At 38.4% G+C, this 20,321-nt stretch carries 16 protein-coding genes; 11 read left to right on the top strand and 5 right to left on the bottom strand.

Annotation, left to right across the window (positions count from 1 at the left end):
- Positions 1 to 197: 197 nt before the first annotated feature.
- The gene (locus EG346_RS23220; RefSeq protein WP_073336749.1) at positions 198 to 1,337 is read left to right on the top strand and encodes an acyl-CoA dehydrogenase; all 1,140 of its coding nucleotides are present in this window, start codon (positions 198 to 200) and stop codon (positions 1,335 to 1,337) included.
- A gap of 25 nt (positions 1,338 to 1,362) precedes the next feature.
- Positions 1,363 to 1,728, top strand: a complete 366-nt coding sequence (locus EG346_RS23215; protein ID WP_073336748.1) for a hypothetical protein — start codon at positions 1,363 to 1,365, stop codon at positions 1,726 to 1,728.
- A gap of 93 nt (positions 1,729 to 1,821) precedes the next feature.
- Here the strand turns inward: EG346_RS23215 and EG346_RS24950 are convergent, their stop codons facing one another.
- Together EG346_RS24950 and EG346_RS23210 are read right to left on the bottom strand one after the other, a co-directional pair.
- Positions 1,822 to 1,998, bottom strand: coding sequence for a cupin domain-containing protein (locus EG346_RS24950; protein ID WP_164466277.1), 177 nt, complete (start codon positions 1,996 to 1,998; stop codon positions 1,822 to 1,824).
- Between the two features lie 217 nt (positions 1,999 to 2,215).
- A complete protein-coding gene (locus EG346_RS23210; RefSeq protein ID WP_123882162.1) occupies positions 2,216 to 3,175 on the bottom strand; it encodes a DUF4349 domain-containing protein in 960 nt (319 codons plus the stop codon).
- 505 nt (positions 3,176 to 3,680) lie between these two features.
- Between EG346_RS23210 and EG346_RS23205 the strand changes: the two genes are divergently transcribed.
- Positions 3,681 to 4,175 (top strand): hypothetical protein, encoded by a 495-nt coding sequence (locus tag EG346_RS23205; RefSeq protein ID WP_123882159.1) that lies wholly within the window; start codon positions 3,681 to 3,683, stop codon positions 4,173 to 4,175.
- Between the two features lie 17 nt (positions 4,176 to 4,192).
- Positions 4,193 to 6,517: a reprolysin-like metallopeptidase gene (locus EG346_RS23200; protein WP_083564104.1), complete on the top strand. Its 2,325-nt coding sequence runs from the start codon at positions 4,193 to 4,195 to the stop codon at positions 6,515 to 6,517.
- Positions 6,518 to 6,584: 67 nt separating this feature from the next.
- Here the strand turns inward: EG346_RS23200 and EG346_RS23195 are convergent, their stop codons facing one another.
- From EG346_RS23195 to EG346_RS23185, 3 genes are all read right to left on the bottom strand, one after another.
- On the bottom strand, positions 6,585 to 8,180 hold the full coding sequence (locus EG346_RS23195) for a peptide chain release factor 3 (protein ID WP_073335076.1): 1,596 nt from the start codon (positions 8,178 to 8,180) through the stop codon (positions 6,585 to 6,587).
- A 456-nt stretch (positions 8,181 to 8,636) separates the two neighbouring features.
- Positions 8,637 to 9,149 carry a hypothetical protein gene (locus EG346_RS23190; RefSeq protein WP_123882156.1) on the bottom strand — a complete coding sequence of 171 codons (513 nt, stop codon included), beginning with the start codon at positions 9,147 to 9,149 and terminating at the stop codon, positions 8,637 to 8,639.
- 9 nt (positions 9,150 to 9,158) lie between these two features.
- Positions 9,159 to 9,851 (bottom strand): hypothetical protein, encoded by a 693-nt coding sequence (locus EG346_RS23185; protein ID WP_123882153.1) that lies wholly within the window; start codon positions 9,849 to 9,851, stop codon positions 9,159 to 9,161.
- Positions 9,852 to 9,959: 108 nt separating this feature from the next.
- Between EG346_RS23185 and EG346_RS23180 the strand changes: the two genes are divergently transcribed.
- The 7 genes from EG346_RS23180 to EG346_RS23150 all read left to right on the top strand — a co-directional run bounded on the left by EG346_RS23180 (position 9,960) and on the right by EG346_RS23150 (position 20,252).
- Positions 9,960 to 10,790: a CPBP family intramembrane glutamic endopeptidase gene (locus EG346_RS23180; RefSeq protein WP_073335092.1), complete on the top strand. Its 831-nt coding sequence runs from the start codon at positions 9,960 to 9,962 to the stop codon at positions 10,788 to 10,790.
- A 73-nt stretch (positions 10,791 to 10,863) separates the two neighbouring features.
- The gene (gene rdgB, locus EG346_RS23175; protein ID WP_073335091.1) at positions 10,864 to 11,439 is read left to right on the top strand and encodes an RdgB/HAM1 family non-canonical purine NTP pyrophosphatase; all 576 of its coding nucleotides are present in this window, start codon (positions 10,864 to 10,866) and stop codon (positions 11,437 to 11,439) included.
- A 200-nt stretch (positions 11,440 to 11,639) separates the two neighbouring features.
- Positions 11,640 to 12,554, top strand: coding sequence for a ribonuclease Z (locus EG346_RS23170; protein ID WP_073335073.1), 915 nt, complete (start codon positions 11,640 to 11,642; stop codon positions 12,552 to 12,554).
- Between the two features lie 7 nt (positions 12,555 to 12,561).
- Complete coding sequence (locus EG346_RS23165; RefSeq protein WP_123882147.1) at positions 12,562 to 13,332, top strand: TIGR02757 family protein; 771 nt, start codon at positions 12,562 to 12,564, stop codon at positions 13,330 to 13,332.
- Between the two features lie 10 nt (positions 13,333 to 13,342).
- Positions 13,343 to 13,891 (top strand): DUF1003 domain-containing protein, encoded by a 549-nt coding sequence (locus EG346_RS23160; protein ID WP_123882144.1) that lies wholly within the window; start codon positions 13,343 to 13,345, stop codon positions 13,889 to 13,891.
- A gap of 232 nt (positions 13,892 to 14,123) precedes the next feature.
- Positions 14,124 to 16,487: a choice-of-anchor L domain-containing protein gene (locus EG346_RS23155; RefSeq protein WP_123882141.1), complete on the top strand. Its 2,364-nt coding sequence runs from the start codon at positions 14,124 to 14,126 to the stop codon at positions 16,485 to 16,487.
- Positions 16,488 to 16,691: 204 nt separating this feature from the next.
- Positions 16,692 to 20,252: a choice-of-anchor L domain-containing protein gene (locus EG346_RS23150; RefSeq protein ID WP_228426381.1), complete on the top strand. Its 3,561-nt coding sequence runs from the start codon at positions 16,692 to 16,694 to the stop codon at positions 20,250 to 20,252.
- Positions 20,253 to 20,321 lie beyond the last annotated feature (69 nt).

Raw genomic sequence — 20,321 nt, 5'->3', positions numbered from 1 at the left:
TTAATTGTTGTAATTACAAACGCCCAATTGGGAATTAATTGAATGTTTGCCATAATATCCACCGCTTTTCAGCGATTGTACTGCTAAAATTTGAAACTACCAACCGCTAACTTCTAACTTCTCATCTCTAACTTCTAATTCTATTTTCAGATTTCGTTAAAAAGTGTAAATTTACAGCTATCTAATTATTATTTTTTATGGACTTTAATTTATCGGAAGAACAGCTGATGATTCAGCAGGCTGCAAGAGATTTTGCACAAAATGAACTATTACCCGAAGTTATCGAAAGAGACCGTGACCAGAAATTCCCTACAGAACAAGTGAAGAAAATGGGTGAAATGGGACTTTTGGGAATGATGGTAGATCCTCAATACGGAGGTGCGGGTATGGACAGCGTTTCTTACGTTTTGGCCATGGAGGAGATCGCAAAAATAGATGCTTCTGCAGCTGTTGTAATGTCTGTAAACAACTCACTGGTATGTGCAGGTCTTGAAAAATTTGCTTCCGAAGAACAGAAAGTAAAATACCTTACTCCTCTTGCCAGCGGAAAGGTGATTGGAGCTTTCGCATTATCTGAGCCTGAAGCAGGTTCTGATGCTACTTCTCAGAAAACAACGGCAGAAGACAAGGGAGACTACTATCTGTTAAATGGTATTAAGAACTGGATCACCAATGGAGGAACGGCTTCTTACTATATTGTGATCGCACAGACTGATCCTGAGAAAAAACATAAAGGAATTAACGCTTTCATCGTAGAAAGAGGATGGGAAGGTTTTGAAATCGGTGTGAAAGAAGATAAATTGGGAATCAGAGGAAGTGATACCCACTCTTTGATCTTCAATAATGTAAAAGTACCGAAAGAAAACAGAATCGGAGAAGATGGTTTTGGCTTCAATTTTGCAATGGCTGTATTGAATGGAGGTAGAATCGGTATTGCTTCTCAGGCGTTAGGGATTGCTTCAGGAGCTTATGAATTAGCTTTAAAATATGCTAAAACAAGAAAAGCGTTCAAAACTGAAATTATCAATCACCAGGCTATCGCATTCAAATTAGCAGATATGGCCACTCAGATCACAGCAGCAAGAATGCTTTGCTTCAAGGCAGCTGTTGAGAAAGATGCAGGTAAAGATATCTCCGAGAGCGGTGCAATGGCAAAATTATACGCTTCTCAGGTAGCAATGGATACAACGATCGAAGCAGTACAGATCCACGGAGGATACGGGTACGTGAAAGAATACCATGTGGAAAGAATGATGAGAGATGCGAAGATCACGCAGATCTATGAAGGGACTTCTGAAATCCAGAAAATTGTGATTTCAAGAAGCATCGCAAAATAAATTAACATAAAACACACTACTTATTATGAAAAAAACTTTGTGGATCAGTCTGGGAGTAGTCCTTATTCTGGTAAGCGTATTGGTATGGTATAAATACTTTTTCGTTTTTGGAGAGGGCGTAAAGTCCGGCTACCTTAATTATGCCATAAAAAAAGGCTACGTTTTCAAAACCTATGAAGGAAAATTAATCCAGGAAGGTTTTGGAAAAGGGAAAACAGGAACCATTACAAGCTACGAGTTTGAGTTTTCTGTCAATGATCCTGAAGTTTTTAAGCAGTTGGAAACCAACAGTGGTAAAACTTTTGATCTTCATTATAAAGAATATAATGGAGCACTTCCCTGGAGAGGAAACACAAAGTTTGTTGTAGACAAAGTAGTCAATATGAAATAGAGAAAGGCTCCCAATGGGGAGCCTTTCTATTTACAAACCACTTACTTTAATAATATATGAGCGCTTTTTCAAGCGATATTATTCTTTAATCTTTTATAGAATGATCAACTGATCTGATTTCGGAAACTTGTCAATGATATCGCTGGCAACACCGAAATTACTTTTCAGAATATCTTTTGGGTTTCCACTGATCCAGCTGCTAAGATCTATTTTTAAGATAATTTTCAGCCCCATTGAAATATATCCTAACATCACCTTTTTCAAAGTCATCTTTTATAAATTAGCCTTCAGCTGGAAAATTACCCATTTCTAAATGTCCCTGGATATAATAGTGCTGTTCGTCGGCATTATTATTTTAAATTGGGACGTGCTATCCATAGATTTAGATGTTTGTCTTAACAAGATAAATATAAGAAGAAGAATTGGGTTTAATTTTTTATAGTCATTAAAAAAATATTAAAAAATCCATCTTTCGATGGATTCCGATCTATTGAGGATTGTTGTCAGTTGTTTTTTTATTTTTCTTCTTATAAAAATAATAAGCTATGCCTCCGATGAGAAGTAGGGGCCAGAGTGGGAGTATGAAAAGAAAGACAGAAGTAATGACACCCCAGCCGGATGAAATGGCTGCGAGTGATTTTCCACCGAAAGTTTTAGGTTCTTTTTCAATATCGGATTGATCGGTAAGGGTCACTGTTATAGTACATAGTGTATTATCCGTATAATGATTGCCGGAAACCTGAATGTTTTTATTGTCTACCTCCCCAATTCTGCTCAGATCATTCATTAAATCATCAAAATTCCGGATAGGAACCCTGATATCCATATAGTAGACTTTCTGGTTTGTTTCGGGATAGGCAGACTCGTGTCTTACGGGCTCTGCAGAAACATAAGAAAGCTCTTCACTTTTTACATATCCGTTGTTTTTTATCGTTTCCTCTTTTACGAGTTCTTTTACGGTTTCTGCATTGTCTGCTTTTACAGAAAGCAATCCGGTTTTTACCATTATGTTTTTAGGAGCATTCAACTCATAGCTGTCATTTTTTGATTGATTTCTATAAATGATCTTGGTTTCTTTGATCACCTTTGGAGCCGGGACGTTAACAACTACCTTTTCAGTTTTTTTATCCGCCGAATCTTTTTTCTCGATTTTTGATTCCAGTTTTGTGGATGCAATTTTATCAGATAAGGAATCTACTATTTTGGCAGTACTTTCGATCTTCTGCTGAATTTCTCCTTTGCTATCTTCAAAATCTTTTATTTTGACATGAGCCGAATCCATCATTTTGTCTGCCGTTTGATTGATAGAATTCACGGTTTCATGAACTTCGGTTGCCGCACTGTCCACAGCATGTAAAGTATCTTCAATCTGAGAATGTGCTGCTTCACTCTTTTTACACATGATAAAAGTGCTTGATAAAGCAACCATTAATACGAACTTTTTCATAACATTATTTTTTGATGAAGTAAAATTAGGAGTGGTGGCCAGAAATTAATTGTAAATAGAATGTATTATGCCAGTAAAATTTTATTCAGTTGAAAATCAATTGACTGAGCTCATTTTACAAAAGATTTACAAAACAGGATGTATAAAATTATTGATTTTTATATTCTTTTCTATAGTCATGCCTATCAGAAATAGAGAGCTCATTCAAAGTAAATATCTCATGTTACCTGAATCAACTGAGGATAAGAATATTTTTGTAAATAAACTCTGATAACTTTACAGGACCTGATGCATAATAAGTTGCTTATAGTTTCGTTTTTATAAAGGTAAATGTTTGGATAACTGCTTTTGTATGTTAATTGATCATTTATTTTAACAATTATGTAATTTTAACGACTCATTACAAGGTTTTGGGGTAGATTTGTGTTTATTGAATAATTTTTTTCGAAAAAATATTCAAAATGCTAAATATGAATATTTACATTTGCATATTAATATTTTCATAATGAAAAGAGTATTTTTGTTAATCTTTCTGTTGTTTTTGTTTGGATTTGGAGGTGGGGCAGGTTGCACAAACATTTCTGCTACAAAAAATGTCGTTAAAACAGAGTCAGGAATGAGTAGAAATAATAATGAGATAAAATTTTCGGAAGTACGAAGGCTGAATAAGAATATACTTTTAAAAGAGTATACCTTAGTACAATCTTTTGAGGAAACAGTAAAATTATACAGCGTAATGGAAGATAAAAGATTTTCCCGGTCGCAGCCAATTCCTACATTGTCTGAAAATGAATTTCTTCTTGTACTGAAACCTCAATTGAAAACAAAGGAATATGGAGATATTGAAATAGAGAAGATAGAAGAGGAGAAATCTTTTCTAAAGGTCTATTATAAAGAAATTGATAACGAAGAATATTTATTGAATAAAGAAAAGAATCCCATATTGATTCTTAAAATAGAAGGGAAAGTTCCTTCAGGTGTTAAACTAATAATCTTTTAATTTATAAAAAAAAGTAGATGAAGAAAAAATTACTGGTTTTGGGGACCTTGCTCATGTTTTCGGCAGTAGGGTTTGCTCAAAAAAATCATTGGAAAAAACCTGACTCAAAAATCAACAGTGAAATTCGTGAAACTAATGTAAGGATTACTGATTTCACTTTGTTTAAACTTAATGTCAGTGACATTCAAAATCAACTCAAAAATTTACCGGACAGTGATCTGCATTTGTCTAAAAAAGGAGTACTGATGGATTTTCCAAACCTTGAAGGAGGCTTTGATACCTACGAGGTTTTTGAATCTTCAACCATGCATCCGGACCTTCAGAACAGATATTCTGAGATCCGTTCTTTTACCGGCTTCAAAAAAGGGGACCAATCAGCCACTTTAAAGTTTACCATAGATCCTTACTTTGGATTTAACGGGATGATCAGAAATAATCAGGGAATTTATTATATCGATTCTTATACAAAAGATAATAAGATTTATAAACTGTATGATCGGAAAAATGCCTCATCTCTCAGTCAGTTTGAATGTCTTTTTAATGGAAATAATGAACTGGATGAATCCGCTTTAAGTGCCCAGAAAACAGTTATTGACGGATTAAACAGAAAGTACAGGCTTGCGATTACAACGACGACAGAATACACTGCTTATATCGCAGGTCAGGCTGGTGTGGGATCAGGAACGGATATTCAGAAAAGAGCGGCAGTTCTTGCGGCTGTTAACCTTGCTGTAACAAGATTAAATGAAGTATTTGAAAGAGATATTTCAGTAAGATTACAGCTTATTCCGAATACAGATTCTTTATTCTTCATCAGTACAGATACTTTTAATACTCTGGATGCAGGACAGATGTTAGGTGAAAATATCACGGTTACCAACACTATTATCGGTGCTGCCAATTATGATATTGGTCACTTGTTCTTTCAGGCCAATGCTGGGAACGATAATGGCTTAGCGGCTACTCCTGCCATTTGTGGAAGTAGCAAGGCGGGTGGAGTTACCGGGTCTGCAATTCCGGTGGGTGATCCTTTTGTAATAGATTATGTAGCTCATGAAATGGGACATCAGTTTGGGGCCAATCATACGCAAAATAATAACTGTAACAGAAATACGCCTACATCCATAGAGCCGGGAAGTGCCAGCTCTATTATGGGATATGCAGGTATTTGTGCTCCCAATGTACAACCCCACAGTGATGCATATTTCCATGCGGTAAGTATTGCTGAAATGTATACCAGGCTAACTTCAGGTTCTACCTCCAACTGTGGGGTTAAAACCCCGATTGCCAACACAGAGCCAATTGCCAACGCAGGACCGGACAGAAGCATCCCGAAGAGTACTCCATTTATGCTCACAGCCACTGCAACGGATGCAGATAATGATGCTCTTACTTATACCTGGGAACAAACTGATTTTGGGGTTGCGGCTATGCCACCTCAACCGGTTAATGCAGTAGGACCTCTTTTCAGGTCTGTAATGCCTACAGCATCACCTTCAAGATATTTTCCCAGACTGTCTACGATTGTTTCCGGTTATGATCCTGCCATTGTAGCTCCTGCAGATGTGAAAGCATGGGAGAAGCTCGCTTCAAGAGGAAGAGATCTTAATTTTTCAGTTCTTGTAAGAGATAATAATCCTCTGGGAGGCCAGACTGGACGTGATAATGTGAAACTTACCGTTGTAGATGGTGCAGGGCCTTTCTTGGTTACTTCACAAAATACAGCAGGAGTTGTCTGGAGTGAAGGTCAGTCCTATGCCATTACCTGGGATGTGGCCAATACAACAGCTGCCCCTGTAAGCACGCCTAATGTAACAATCCTTTTGTCAAAAGACGGCGGTCTTACTTTCCCAACCGTTTTGGTTGCAAGTACACCTAATAATGGTTCTTATAATTATACGGTTCCGGGTGGTCTGGGAACGATTTCAAACAGTGCCAGAATTATGGTGAAAGCTGTGGAGAATGTATTTTTAAATGTCAATTCACAAAACTTTACAATTAATTCTTCAGCAGTAGTAGTTCCGGGTCCAAATCCTGGAAATCCGGTAACAACCCCTACAAGAATATACCAGGGGCTGATGATCTATCCTGTGCCTTCCAATGATGGGTATGTTTACATTAAAGCCGATTTCCCTAGACAAATTCCGTTGCGTCCTTACGTTATTACTTACGAAATATTTTCAATGGACGGAAAACTGATTGTGCCTAAAAAGACCAAATATATTTTTGATCAGGATCTGCAACAGATCAATTTAAAACATTTACCTACTGAATCCTATATGATTCATGTTACCGTAGATGGAGAAAAAATTGTTAAGAAACTAATGATGATTCCTAAGTAAATCATCCCAATAGATTCAACAAAAAAACCGTTCAGATGAACGGTTTTTTTGTACTATAACGTAATGATTAATCATTATTAAATTCACTGATAAAATGCAGTTTTACATTCGGGAATTTTTCCTGGGTCATATGAATTGTGAATGATGAGTCTGCAAGGAATACAAGCTGGTTGTATTTATCTCTTGCAAGGAATCGCTGCTTCAGCCTTGCGAATTCTTTAAACTCTTCAGATTTTTCATCAGCTTCTATCCAGCATGCCTTATGCATCGAAAGGGGTTCGTAGGTACACTTTGCACCATATTCATGCTCCAGACGGTATTGGATGACCTCATACTGAAGTGCCCCCACAGTTCCGATGATTTTTCTGTTATTCATTTCCATGGTAAAGAGCTGCGCAACCCCTTCATCCATCAGCTGATCAATACCTTTTGCCAATTGCTTGGCTTTAAGCGGATCACTGTTGTTGATATAACGGAAATGCTCAGGAGAGAAACTAGGAACTCCTTTGAAGCTTAATTTCTCACCACCGGTCAATGTATCTCCGATTCTGAAACTTCCCGTATCATGAAGACCTACGATATCTCCGGGGAAACTTTCATCTACCACCTCTTTTTTATCAGCAAAGAATGCATTGGGAGAAGAGAATTTCATCTTTTTGTTTTCTCTTACCAACAGATAATTTTCATTTCTTTTGAATGTTCCTGAAACAATTTTCACGAACGCAAGCCGGTCTCTGTGTTTAGGATCCATATTCGCGTGGATCTTGAAAACGAATCCCGTAAAATTATTTTCTTCAGGTTTTACAAGACGGGTATCGCTTTCTTTAGGCTGAGGCATCGGTGCAATTTCGATGAACGCATCCAGTAACTCACGGACTCCAAAATTATTTAAAGCCGAACCAAAGAAAACGGGTTGTAGATCACCCGCCATATATTCTTCACGGCTGAATTCAGGATATACAGACTGTACAAGTTCAAGCTCATCTCTAAGATTTTGAGCCGCTTTTTCCCCGATCACCTCATCTATTGAAGGATCATTGATGTCGTCAAACTTAACGGTTTCACCTACTTTCTGCTTCTTTTCTTCCAGGAAAAGCTGAATATTGTTTTCCCAGATATTATAGATTCCCTGGAAGTCACTTCCCATACCGATAGGAATAGACAAAGGAACTACTCTTAATCCCAATTTCTGTTCTACCTCATCCAAAAGATCAAAAGCATCTTTACCTTCACGGTCAAGTTTATTGATGAAAACCAGCATAGGAATATTTCTCATTCTGCAGACCTTCACCAGTTTTTCAGTCTGTTCCTCAACCCCTTTTGCAACGTCAATTACCACGATTACAGAGTCTACAGCAGTCAAAGTTCTATAGGTATCTTCAGCAAAATCTTTGTGACCCGGTGTATCAAGGATGTTAATTTTGTGATCTTTATATTCAAAAGCCAATACAGAAGTCGCTACAGAGATTCCTCTCTGTCTTTCGATTTCCATAAAGTCGGAGGTAGCTCCTTTTTTTATTTTATTGGACTTTACCGCACCGGCTTCCTGAATCGCACCCCCGAAAAGAAGTAATTTTTCTGTAAGGGTTGTTTTTCCGGCATCCGGGTGGGAAATAATCCCGAAAGTCTTTCTTTTTTGTATTTCTTTGATTAAGTCTGACATAGTGTATTTTGAAGTTGCAAAAATCGGGATTTTTTATGAGGTTTCAAATAATTTACAGGAATAAATGGTTGAGAGTTTTGAATAAAAGCTGCAAGATTATGGATAAGGGGATTCCTCGGTAAAATGATTGGAGTTTTAAAAGAAGTACTTATCGTATGAATAAAGAAATTTTGGTAATTTAAGAATGTGGTTTAGAAACAATAAGTGTGAAGCTTATTAATACAAACGTTCATGGTCTAACCTCTAATTTCTAACCTCTAAATTCAATTTCAAAAAAAGCACCAACAGATATAATAACCCAAAAAGAACAGCCATGAAAAGAAGGGTGGCAAGCCATTCAAAGCCTTTCCGTTTTTTAACATAACTTGTTTCGTCTGTCAGATTATATTCTTCAAGGGTATATTGTTTAATGGTAATGTCCGGTCTGAATATTTGTATTCCCTGCAGAAAATGTCTTTAGAGTTCAGGCTTGTTTTTAAATTGGTAATAGCTGTAATTAAAATCAATAAAAGTTGTGTCAATTTGATTTGACTTATTCTTCCTGAAGATTCTTAATGATTTGGTAAAGGAGGGCTGTGTACTGGTGTTGTCACTGACATCAGGGAGAAAAGGATCATCAGATTTACATAAATCGGAATATAATGTGTTGTCAATGAGTTCTTTTTTATAATTGTAAGTGTGAGCTCCTTTTGCATCAACCACAATTTTTTTGAAATATTTATTCTTTGCATCAATGATATGGATGATCAGAAACAGACAACAGGAAATAAGGATAGCTTCGGCAATAAGAATAACAAAAAAATGACCGCGATCAGACGAAAAATCATTGAAGCCATGATCAAAAAGTTTATAAAAAAGCAAAACGATTACAGCGATTATGATGGTGATCGTCAGCCATACCAAACCAAGCGCAACATAAGTTAGAGGCCAGTTGATCTCCGATTCCATTATTTTAAATTTCTCCTTCATATCTGTTATTTAACCAAAAGAAAATACCAACCAAACAATAAGCCCGCAGAGAAGGAGCGCGGCTAAAAGGATGATTAAAAATAAATATTTTCCCCCTTTTTTATTCACTTGCCAGGTTTCAGGATCAATAAAATAATTATTAAAAACCTGTGGGGCGATTTTCAGGTCCGGTCGGAAAACACTGATTCCTCTCAAAAGATGGGCATATAATGTATAACGGTCTTTGACCACATGCAACGGAAGATTCATTTCGATACGCAAAGGTTTCGCGGCTTCTTTTTCAGATTCGGTAAAGACTTCAAGCAGAGGCATAATTCCGCTGCTTCCGGTACTTACTGATAAAACATCATACTCTTTGCCGGAAAAAACAAGATCACTGTAAAGAATTTGATGGACAACTTCACGTTTTGAATTACAATACAGGATTCCGGTTTCATCAACGATGATTGTGCTTGCGATAAGATTCCTTTTGAGTATATATTCTTTTACTGTAGGAATCAGAATACCCAATCCTACGGGAAAACAGATTAATGCAGGAAAAAGCATGACTTCAATACCTCTCTTGTAAATTCCATAAGCAGGAAGAGCAATAAGAAAGGCAAAGCCTAAAAGTAACATACCGTAAACCAATGTCTGAAGCATGAATGTAGGAAACAGACTGATTTTAGATTCTATCCTCGGAAAAGGCTTTTCGGGGTTCATTTTTTAATGTGATTGGGATGAGTAGGCGAAAATAAGTATTTCCTTTTTTAGTTGCTTAAGGCTTTCAAAAAAATTATCTTTGTTTTTACAAAATTTTACAGAAAAAGCATGGAAAATAGCAGATATCCGAAGTTTACTTTCACATGGATCGGAGGTCTTGTCTTGTTGGCGGGATTATTCATAGGAACAATGGCTGTATCTTTTTTCGGCAGTTTCTGGAAAATAGCTTTCAGAGAAAATCTCGAACTGAAAGACTGGTTTTTAATGTTGACCAATGCAGCCGGATTTTTGACTGCGATCGCCTTTTTTGATTTTTTTATCGTGAGGCCTTCAACAGGAAAAAAACTGAATTTTAATTTTTCTCCAACGAATTTTTATACCTATCTCCTTATCTTTCCTATGATGATCGGGATGATGTTTATTTCAGAATTCATCACCTCTCTTATTCCCATCACAGGACCATTCTGGGGGAAATACTATGAATATTTCTCACAGCTGATGGAGCAGCTGACCTTTGAACCAGTCATTATGATCATCATGACCGTGATCATGGCGCCTATTTTCGAGGAAATTATTTTCAGAGGAATTATTCAGAAAGGACTGGTGAATAAAGGCGTAGATCCCCGAAGAGCGATTTTGTATGCATCCATCATCTTCGGACTGGTTCATGGAAATCCATGGCAGTTTGTAGGCGCGGTATTGCTGGGTTGCGTGCTGGGACTAGTGTATCAGAAAACAAAGTCTCTGTTGCTGCCGATGTTGCTTCACGGATTTAACAACCTGTGTTCTTCAATGCTCGTCACTTATACGAAAAGCGAAAGTTTCGCAGACGCTTTCAAAATTTCCGAATGGATTATTCTGGTAATAGGAATTGTACTTTTTTCTTTATTCTATTATTTGTTTATGAAAAAGTATAAAGTACATTATTCTGAAATTTAGGACAAAGAAGAAATAAAATTAACCGTAATATGAGGTACGGACAAAAATGAATTGAGCAAAAATAAATATAAATATGGAATTATTAGTTGCCACTCACAACATACACAAGAAAGAAGAGATCCAGCAGATCCTTGGAAATGATTTTACAGTAAAAAGCCTCACAGATTATAATATTCATGAAGAAATTGTAGAGGATGGTGATTCTTTTAATGCCAATGCTCTGATCAAAGCGAAATATTGCTTTGAGAAAACGGGAATTCCAAGTTTGGGAGATGACAGCGGCCTTGCTGTAGAAGCTTTGGATGGCAGACCCGGAATTTTTTCGGCACGTTATGCAGGAGATCATGATTTTGCGAAAAACATGGAAAAGGTTTTAGGTGAATTGGAAGGGGAAGACAACAGAAAAGCTTATTTCATTACAGTTTTATGTTATTATGACGAAAATGGAGCCCGATATTTCGAAGGAAGAGTTCATGGAAATATATTAACAGAAAATAAGGGACATAAAGGTTTTGGCTATGATCCTATATTCGTTCCTCAAGGGTATGACAGAACTTTCGCAGAAATGAATCCGGATGATAAAAACAAAATAAGTCACCGCAAGCAGGCGTTGGATCTGTTTCTGGACTTCCTGAAAGTAAAAGATTAATCAATCGAACGCAAAACCGTAGATTTTTATCCAACTTAAGCTATTCTTTGCAGTTTTATACGCGCTTTAATGCTTTCAGTATTCAAACTCTTCTACAGCTTATGTATTTTTAGAAATCCTATGCTTTTCAGTATTTAAAATTAAATCTAAAATATATGTTTAGATTTTCTGTCGTACATTTGTTATAATAAACTATTGATTTGAGTACTTATTTAACGATATTAGGCTTTAATTCAGCTATTCCGACAATTAATTCTTCGCCCACGGCCCAGTTGCTGGAAATAGAAGAAAGACACTTTCTGATCGACTGTGGAGAAGGAACACAGGTACAGCTGAGAAAAGCAAAAGCAAGATTTTCAAAGATCAATCATATCTTTATTTCTCATCTTCACGGGGATCATTGTTTTGGTCTTCCGGGGCTTATTGCCTCTTTCCGTCTTCTTGGAAGAGATATCCCCCTGCACGTTTACGGTCCCAAGGGAATCAAAAAAATGCTGGAAACCATTTTTCAGATCACAGAAACACACCGCGGCTTTGAAGTGGTTTATCATGAGCTGGATAAGGATTATTCTGAAAAGATCTATGAAGACAGCAGGGTAGAGGTGTATACCATTCCATTGGATCACAGAATATACTGTAACGGTTATCTTTTTAAAGAAAAACCAAAAGACAGGCATCTGAATATGAAGGAAATTGCCAAATACAGTGAAATAGAATCCTGTGATTACCACAATATAAAAGCAGGAAAAGATTTCGTATTAAGCGATGGTTATGTTCTTAAAAATGACGTGCTGACTCTCGATCCGACACCTCCTGTTTCATATGCTTTCTGCAGTGATACCCGCTACCTCGAAAGTGTACTTCCGATCATTAAAAATGTAACGGTTCTTTATCATGAATCAACATTTCTGCATGACCTGAAAGAGATGGCCGATTATACAGGGCATTCAACGGCTTTGGAAGCTGCAACAATTGCCCAGAAAGCTGGAGTAGGAAAACTGATCCTCGGGCATTTTTCCAACAGGTACGCAGACCTTACCGTATTCACCGATGAAGCGCGAAATGTTTTTCCCAATAGCTACCTCCCAAAAGCTCTTGAAAGCGTAAAAATTTAAAACCTGTATGCTTAATTTTGAAGAATTAAAAAGCTTTTTGAACGAAAAAGCAGATCAATACAACAGTCCCGATTTCATTGAAGATGATCCCATACAGATTCCACACCGATTTACTTTAAAACAGGATATAGAAATTGCCGGTTTTCTGGCCGCTACGATTTCATGGGGAAACCGAAAATCAATTATTAAATCTGCGGATAAAATGCTTGAGGTCATGGGGAATTCACCTTATGATTTTGTGTTAAACCATTCAGAAAAAGATTTGGAAATCCTTCAGAACAAAAGTATCCACAGAACTTTTAACGGGGAGGATTTTGCTTATTTCATCAGACAATTCAGTAAGATCTATAAAGACAATGAAAGTCTTGAAAATTTATTTATCGTCAATCACCCGGAGACCAATTTTCTTCATGCTATTGAAAGATTCAGAAAAAGCTTTCTCGAAACAGAAAAACACAGAAGTCATAAACACGTCAGCTCACCTTACAAAAACTCGTCTTCCAAAAGAATTATTATGTTTCTCCGCTGGATGGTCCGAAAAGATAAACATGGCGTAGATTTTGGTATTTGGGAAAACATAGATCAGAAACACCTGTCGATTCCTTTGGATGTACATACGGGAAATATTTCAAGGAAGCTTGGTCTGGTGTCCAGAACCCAGAACGACTGGAAAACAGTGGAAGAACTGGATGCAGCCATCAGACAATTTGATGAGACCGATCCTGCCAAGTATGATTTTGCCCTATTTGGACTTGGAGTGACGAAAGAACTTTTATAACATAGGAAGGATGAAAAAAGAAACAGAAAAAAAAGAAGTGTTAGAAAAAATAGCGAATGGGATTACCTGGTGGGTAGGTTCTATACCCTCACTCATCGTTCATACTTTATTCTTTATCACTTCATTTCTCTTGCCGATGCTCAATCTTGTTGAGTTCGACAAAATGCTTTTGATCCTTACCACCGTGGTCTCCCTGGAAGCAATATATCTCGCCATTTTTATTCAGATGTCTGTTAATAAAAGCCATGAGAAAATTGAAGATATCCAGGAAGATATTGAGGAAATTAGTGAAGATATTGAAGATATTCAGGAAGATATTGAAGAGATCAGTGAAGACATTGAGGAGATCAGCGAAGATATTGAAGAGATCAATGAAGATATTGAAGATATCCAGGAGGATATAGAGGAGATCAATGAGGATGAAGATGATGAAGATCACAACGAAAGAGCCAAAAATGTTATACTTAAAAGCAATGTGAATTCCAATAAGAATGAAATCAAAGCTTTAAAGGATGTCATCAGCCAGCTTCAAAATGAAATTGATCAGTTGAAGAAATAGCAAGCAATAAAATAAGATATTAGGATAGTGAAAATATAAAAAAGCAGACCGGTTCATGTACAGTCTGCTTTTTTTAGGGTATTTTTTAGTTAAAATTGAACTCTACCATTTTTGTGGATTATATAAATATAAAATGTATTTATTGTGAATGTGTGTGGTGAATTATTTGAAAATGCTTAATTAGAATGGTTTTTAATGATATTTTTGCTACATTTGAACAAACAATAATAAAATGTTCAATTATAGACTGAATAATTACTTTTTAATTACAATGTTTCTACTGGCTTCTGTTTCTGCTTTTTCACAGAGAATGGAAAGAAAATCAAAGCCTGAAAAGTTTAGTGCGCAGAGTAAAAAGGCAGGTGCATTTATAGATGTCAATGTGCCCACTTATGTACCATCAAGCTATACTATAGAACAGCTTGTAAAAAATGTACTGATCTCGGGTGGATCTGTCTGCGCGGCTCCTAATGTCAGCAATGTGACCATATCTCCGAATCAACTGCCAACAGATACAGATAGAGCCTGGGGGTATTTTCATAAAGGAACTACCAATTTTCCTTTTAATGACGGATTGCTTCTTGTGACCGGTAAGGCCAGAAGAGCAGGAAATGCTTTAGAGGGACCGGCTGCATTAGGAGATGTTGTCCCCGGAGCCGGAATGAATGATCCGGATCTGGTAGCAGCGATCAACCCTCCGGGTAATCTGAAAGACGTGGTCTCCTTAGAGTTCGATTTCGTCCCGAACAGCAACCAGGTTAAATTTAATTACTTATTTGCTTCAGAAGAATACACAAGTGGGTATCCATGTGGTGATTTTGCGGACGGTTTTGCGCTCCTTCTTAAAAAAGTTGGTGATCCAACTTATACCAATTTAGCAATTCTACCCAACGGAGATGGACCGGTAAGTGTTCTTAATATTGTACCTCCCGGCGTAGGATGTGATGGAGAAACGATTAATGAACAGTACTTCGGAGGACTGAATACTTTGAATGTCGAAACTAATTTTATAGGAAGAACCATTCCTCTTAAAGCCACTGCCACTGTAATTCCCGGCCAGACCTATCATTTTAAAATGGTTCTGGCAGATGCAATTGATAATGGCTATGATTCTGCGGTATTTCTGCAGGGAGGATCTTTTGATATCGGGATGACGATCGTCGACGGCAACGGAAATCCTCTAGGAGACACTTTGAATATGTGTGATAACACCCCACAGACTTTAAAAGCTCAGGTGTCTGCCGTTCCTGGAATGACCTATAAATGGTATAAAGATGGGGTACTTATTCCTTTTGCAACCAATGCAGTGTATGTAGCCAATTCACCGGGAGTATATGAAGTGAAAACTTTTGTAGGTGGGACAGAATGTCAGAAAGCCACCATTACCATTATAGGCGGAACTTCTCCTGCTGCTCAAAATGCAACGCTGAAGCTCTGTGCAACTCCAACGCTCAGTACTTTTAATTTAGACTCTGCAAAGCCACAGATCAGCACAACACCAGGAGCTGTATTCCGATTTTATGCTACTCAGGCTGATGCACAGGCACAGAATAACAGTTTCATTACCAATACCACAAATTATAATGGTACAGACGGACAAGTGATCTACGTATTGGTTTCAAACGGAGCTTTCTGTAGCAAGATCGTCACATTAACCTTAAGAAGAGAAGAGACTCCTGTCGCTACGCTTAACGCACCGAGATTGAGAATCTGTGAAGGAGAATCTCTCATTATAACGGCTTCCGGCGGAGTAACCTATCAGTGGGGAGATACATCCAGTACAGGAGGAGTAAGAACAGTAAGTCCAACTCAGACGACTACCTATACCGTATATGCTATTGGTGCACAGGGATGTAAATCTCTGCAATCGGCAACCATTACCATTGATGTAGTGCCGGCTATTGTATCTTCTCTGAAAGGAGGACAAATTTGTGAAGGGGATATGATTCTTTTAGATGCAGGATCAGGACCTGGATATATTTATGAATGGAATACAGGTGAAACGACTCAGGCTATTACTGTGGGAACTCCGGGAGAATATACCGTCAAAATCAGCAATGGCGTTTGTTCAAAAGAGTTTAAAACCCAGGTGATCCGTGCAGTAGTTCCCCAAATCATAAAAGTGGATTATAATGTTAATGGAACGATGGTTCTCACGGCAAGCAATCCCAGCAACGGTACACTGGAATATTCAGTAGACAATGGTTATACATGGCAGGCTTCCAATGTATTCTCCAATGTTCCTAAAAATACGGTGATATCCATCCGTGTTAAAGTGAAGAATACCAGTTGTGAAGGATTCTTAGAATACTTTACGTTCGTGATGAAGAATGTGATCACGCCAAACGGAGACAACGTTAATGATATCATTGATTTTAGTGGAGTAAGCAGCTATAAAGACTTTAAAGGTTTTGTTTTCGACCGTTACGGAAGAGAAGTGTTCAAGGCTGGTAAAACCAGACCATATTGGGATGGATTTTTCCAGGGGAAACGTTTACCTACTGCCTCTTACTGGTATCAGGTGACCTATCAGGATCCTGCAAGTAAAGAGACCGCCGTGAAAACCGGATGGATTCTTCTTAAAAATTTAGAATAATTATATAAATGATATGCAGAAGGGCTGGCGTAATGGCCGGCCTTTTTTATTATTTTTAAATAAAGTGAATTTATATTGCAGAATAAATAAACTTGTATGAATGATAATGTAAATTGTGTTAAATTAAGTTTCAATCAAAAAAAATAGTATTTTTGTTTAAAATACTATAAAATGTTAAATAGGAGGATTGGAAATTTATTTTTGATGTTATTTTTTGCATTCATCGGCAGTTTTGTTTTTGCTCAAAGCATAGACAGAGCCACGATTCCTGCGAAAAAAGCTAACGCAAATTCTATGAAAGCAGGTCTTTTCATAGATGTAAATACCCCCAATTATCCCGAATCTAACTACAGCGTTACGCAATTGGTCAAAGATGTGCTCATATCCGGAGGAGCCTGCTCTACATCGAATGTAACCAATGTCAACGTTTCCCCTAATTTAGCCGTCAATGATGCCGGAAGAAGCTGGGGTTTTTTTAATAAAGGAACTACTGGTTTTCCATTCGAAAAAGGAATCGTTCTTTCAACGGGCTATGCTGCAAAAGCAGGAAATAACTATCAAGGACTTTTAAATGATGGTTTGAATACCCCGGGAGATGTAGATCTGGCCACTGCTTTAGGTATCAATGATTTGGAATTGAGAGATGCAACCTATATTGAATTTGATTTTGTACCAGCTTCTACAGAAGTTTCATTCAGATACTTATTTGCCTCCAAAGAATATGCACCGGGATTCCAGTTTGCCTGTACCAAATCAGACGGATTTGCATTGCTGTTAAAAAAGGCAAGTGATCCTACTTACACCAATCTCGCAGTGCTTCCCGGAAATGCAGGACCTGTAAGTGTGACCAATATCCACCCGGCAATTCCCGGAGGTTGTGGCGCGGTAAACCCAACTTATTTCGCAGGAATAAATAATCCGTTGGTTGAAACTAATTTTGATGGCCGAACGGTACCTTTAACAGCAAAAGCTACTGTAATTCCAGGTCAGACCTATCACTTCAAAATGGTTTTAGCTGACTTCAGCGATAGAAATTACGACTCAGCCGTATTTCTGGAAGCAGGTTCATTTGATATCGGAGTGAAAATTTTAGATCCTGCCGGAGTGCAGCTTCCTTCATCGATTAATATGTGCGACAATGCTCCTCAAACCTTTACCGCTTCAGTACAGGTTCCTAATGTTACATATCAATGGTTTTTAAATAACAATCCTATTCAAGGCCAGACCGGACCAAGCTACACAGCTACACAGCCCGGAGTATACAGTGTTCAGGTATTCATTCAGGGAAATACATGTCCGGGAACGGGAACCATTACCGTAGTGGGAGGAACTTCTCCTACCGTCCAGAATGCAACCCTTACAGCTTGCTATTCTGCGGGAAATGCTACTTTTAATCTCCCTTCAGCGCAGGCTTCTATAAGTACAACTCCAGGGGCAACATTTGCGTATTATCTTACCCAGGCAGATGCCCTTGCAGGAAATACCAACACCATTCCCAGCCCTGCGACCTACTCAAGTCCGGGAGGGCAGACCATATATGTTCTTGTCAAAAATGGCTTCTGTTCCAAAGTTGCTCAGTTACAGCTGGTAAAAGCTCCTCAAATGACTGCTTCGATTTTGCCTCCGCCGGTATTAACCTGCGTAAGCTCACAGGCAACATTAAATGCGTCAGCTTCAGTTTATCCTGCAGGATCTGTTTTTAGCTGGACCACCACAGGAGGGAATATCGTTTCAGGTGCAAATTCATTAAATCCGGTGATCAATGCTCCGGGAACTTATACCTTAACCATATCAAATACCTATCAGCCGGGAAGTGTAATCTGTACTGCTGTTGCTAACGTAACGGTTACAGGAGACAGTGCTCCCCCTGTTACAGGACTTACAGCCAGTAAAATACAGATTTGTAACGGTGAATCGGTTGTTTTAACGGCATCAGGAGGTGCTACCTACAACTGGACAGCCCTTCCTGGAACAGGAAATACACAGACAGTATCACCTACTACAACCACTACCTATACCGTAACTGCTGTAGGAGCTAACGGATGTGTATCACAGAATCCGGCAACGATAACTATTGAAGTTTCGCAGCCCATCACAGTACAGAATGCGATATTGCATAAATGCTATGCTCCGGGATTGACCTATGATCTTACAACTGCCCAAAGTCAGATCACTTCTGCCGGGCCTGGTGTTACCTTTACGTACTATATTCTTCAGGCTGATGCGCTTGCAGAAAATAATAATTTTATCGTAACCCCTACGTCATATGCTCCACCCGCCAATCAGACCATCTATGTTTTGGTGAAAAACGGAGGATGTCACTATGTGGTTTCACTTCAATTGCTGAGAACAGCTGAAACAACGCTTACCATAGCTGCACCGCAGCAAATTACCTGTACAGCACCTCAAACTACATTAAATGCATGCGCTTCCGTAGTACCTGCTGGATCCACCATTGCCTGGACAGCAGCAGGAGGGGGGAATATCGTATCAGGGGCCAATACACTGAATCCTGTCGTTAACGCAGGAGGAGTTTATACCCTTACAGTTTCCAATGTATCGCAGCCAGGAAATTTAACATGTACCTACACCGCTACCGTTACAGTAACTCAAAATACAGCACTGCCAACTGCGACCCTGGTATCATCACAACCTAGAATATGTTTAGGGGAATCAGTAACATTAACAGCTTCAGGAGGGGTAACCTATAACTGGACAGGACTTGCCGGAAATGGTGATACCCAGATCGTTTCTCCAACGACAAACACAGTATACACGGTATATGCAGTAGGTGCCAACGGATGTATTTCTGCAACACCTGCCACCGTTACTGTTTTGGTGGGACCACCTACCGCGGGAATAGCGGCATCAAAAACAAAAATATGTGCAGGAGAATCCGTTACTCTTACGGCTACCGGAGGATTTACCTATAATTGGGTAGGTCTTCCTGGAAATGGAAATACACAGGTAGTTTCTCCTACCGTTACAACAGAATACTCTGTATTTGCATTGGGAGGGAATGGCTGTAGCTCTCTGCAGGCTGCAAAAGTAACCATCGAGGTGGTACCAGCCATTGTATCTACACTACAGGATGTATATGTATGTGCAGGTGATAAAGGTATTCTAGATGCAGGTGCGGGCCCGAGTTATACCTACCTATGGAGTACGGGGGCAACGACACAGACGATATCGACGAGTGTTCTTGGAACCTATACCGTGACCATCAGCAATGGGGTTTGTTCTAAGGTTTTCACCGCAAAATTATTGAATCCTGATCTGCCTCAGTTTACGAATGTAGTATATGATAATCATGTGCTTACCCTCACGACGAGTAATCCTACAGGAGGTGTTTTGGAATACTCTATAGACGGTGGTGTCGTTTGGCAGAGTTCTAATATGTTTTATAATGTTTTAAATAATACGAACTACCATTTGATGGTAAGGGTAAAAGATGCAAACTGCAGTACATCATTAGATTACTTTACATTTGTTATCAGCAACGCCATCACACCTAATATGGATGGAGTCAATGATACAGTAGATTTCTCAGGACTTAGAGGATATAATAATTTTGCAGCATCAGTCTTTGACCGGTACGGAGCAGAGCTCTTCAGAGCAACCAAAACAGACGCTGTCTGGAGAGGATCTTTAAAGGGGATGAATCTGCCTACAGGCACCTACTGGTATAAAGTACAGTGGGAAAACCCGGCCAGTAAAAAACTGGAGCAACGTTCAGGCTGGATATTGCTAAAAAATAGGAACTAACAAACAAACCTTCCATATTTGGAAGGTTTGTTTTTTTTATCTTAAAAAAAAATTAAAAAATGAAGGATT

This window comes from Chryseobacterium carnipullorum, from assembly GCF_003815695.1.
GTDB classification, from domain to species: Bacteria; Bacteroidota; Bacteroidia; order Flavobacteriales; family Weeksellaceae; genus Chryseobacterium; species Chryseobacterium carnipullorum.
Note: the sequence above shows the minus strand (reverse complement) of the source record. Positions and strands in the feature narration are given on the sequence as shown.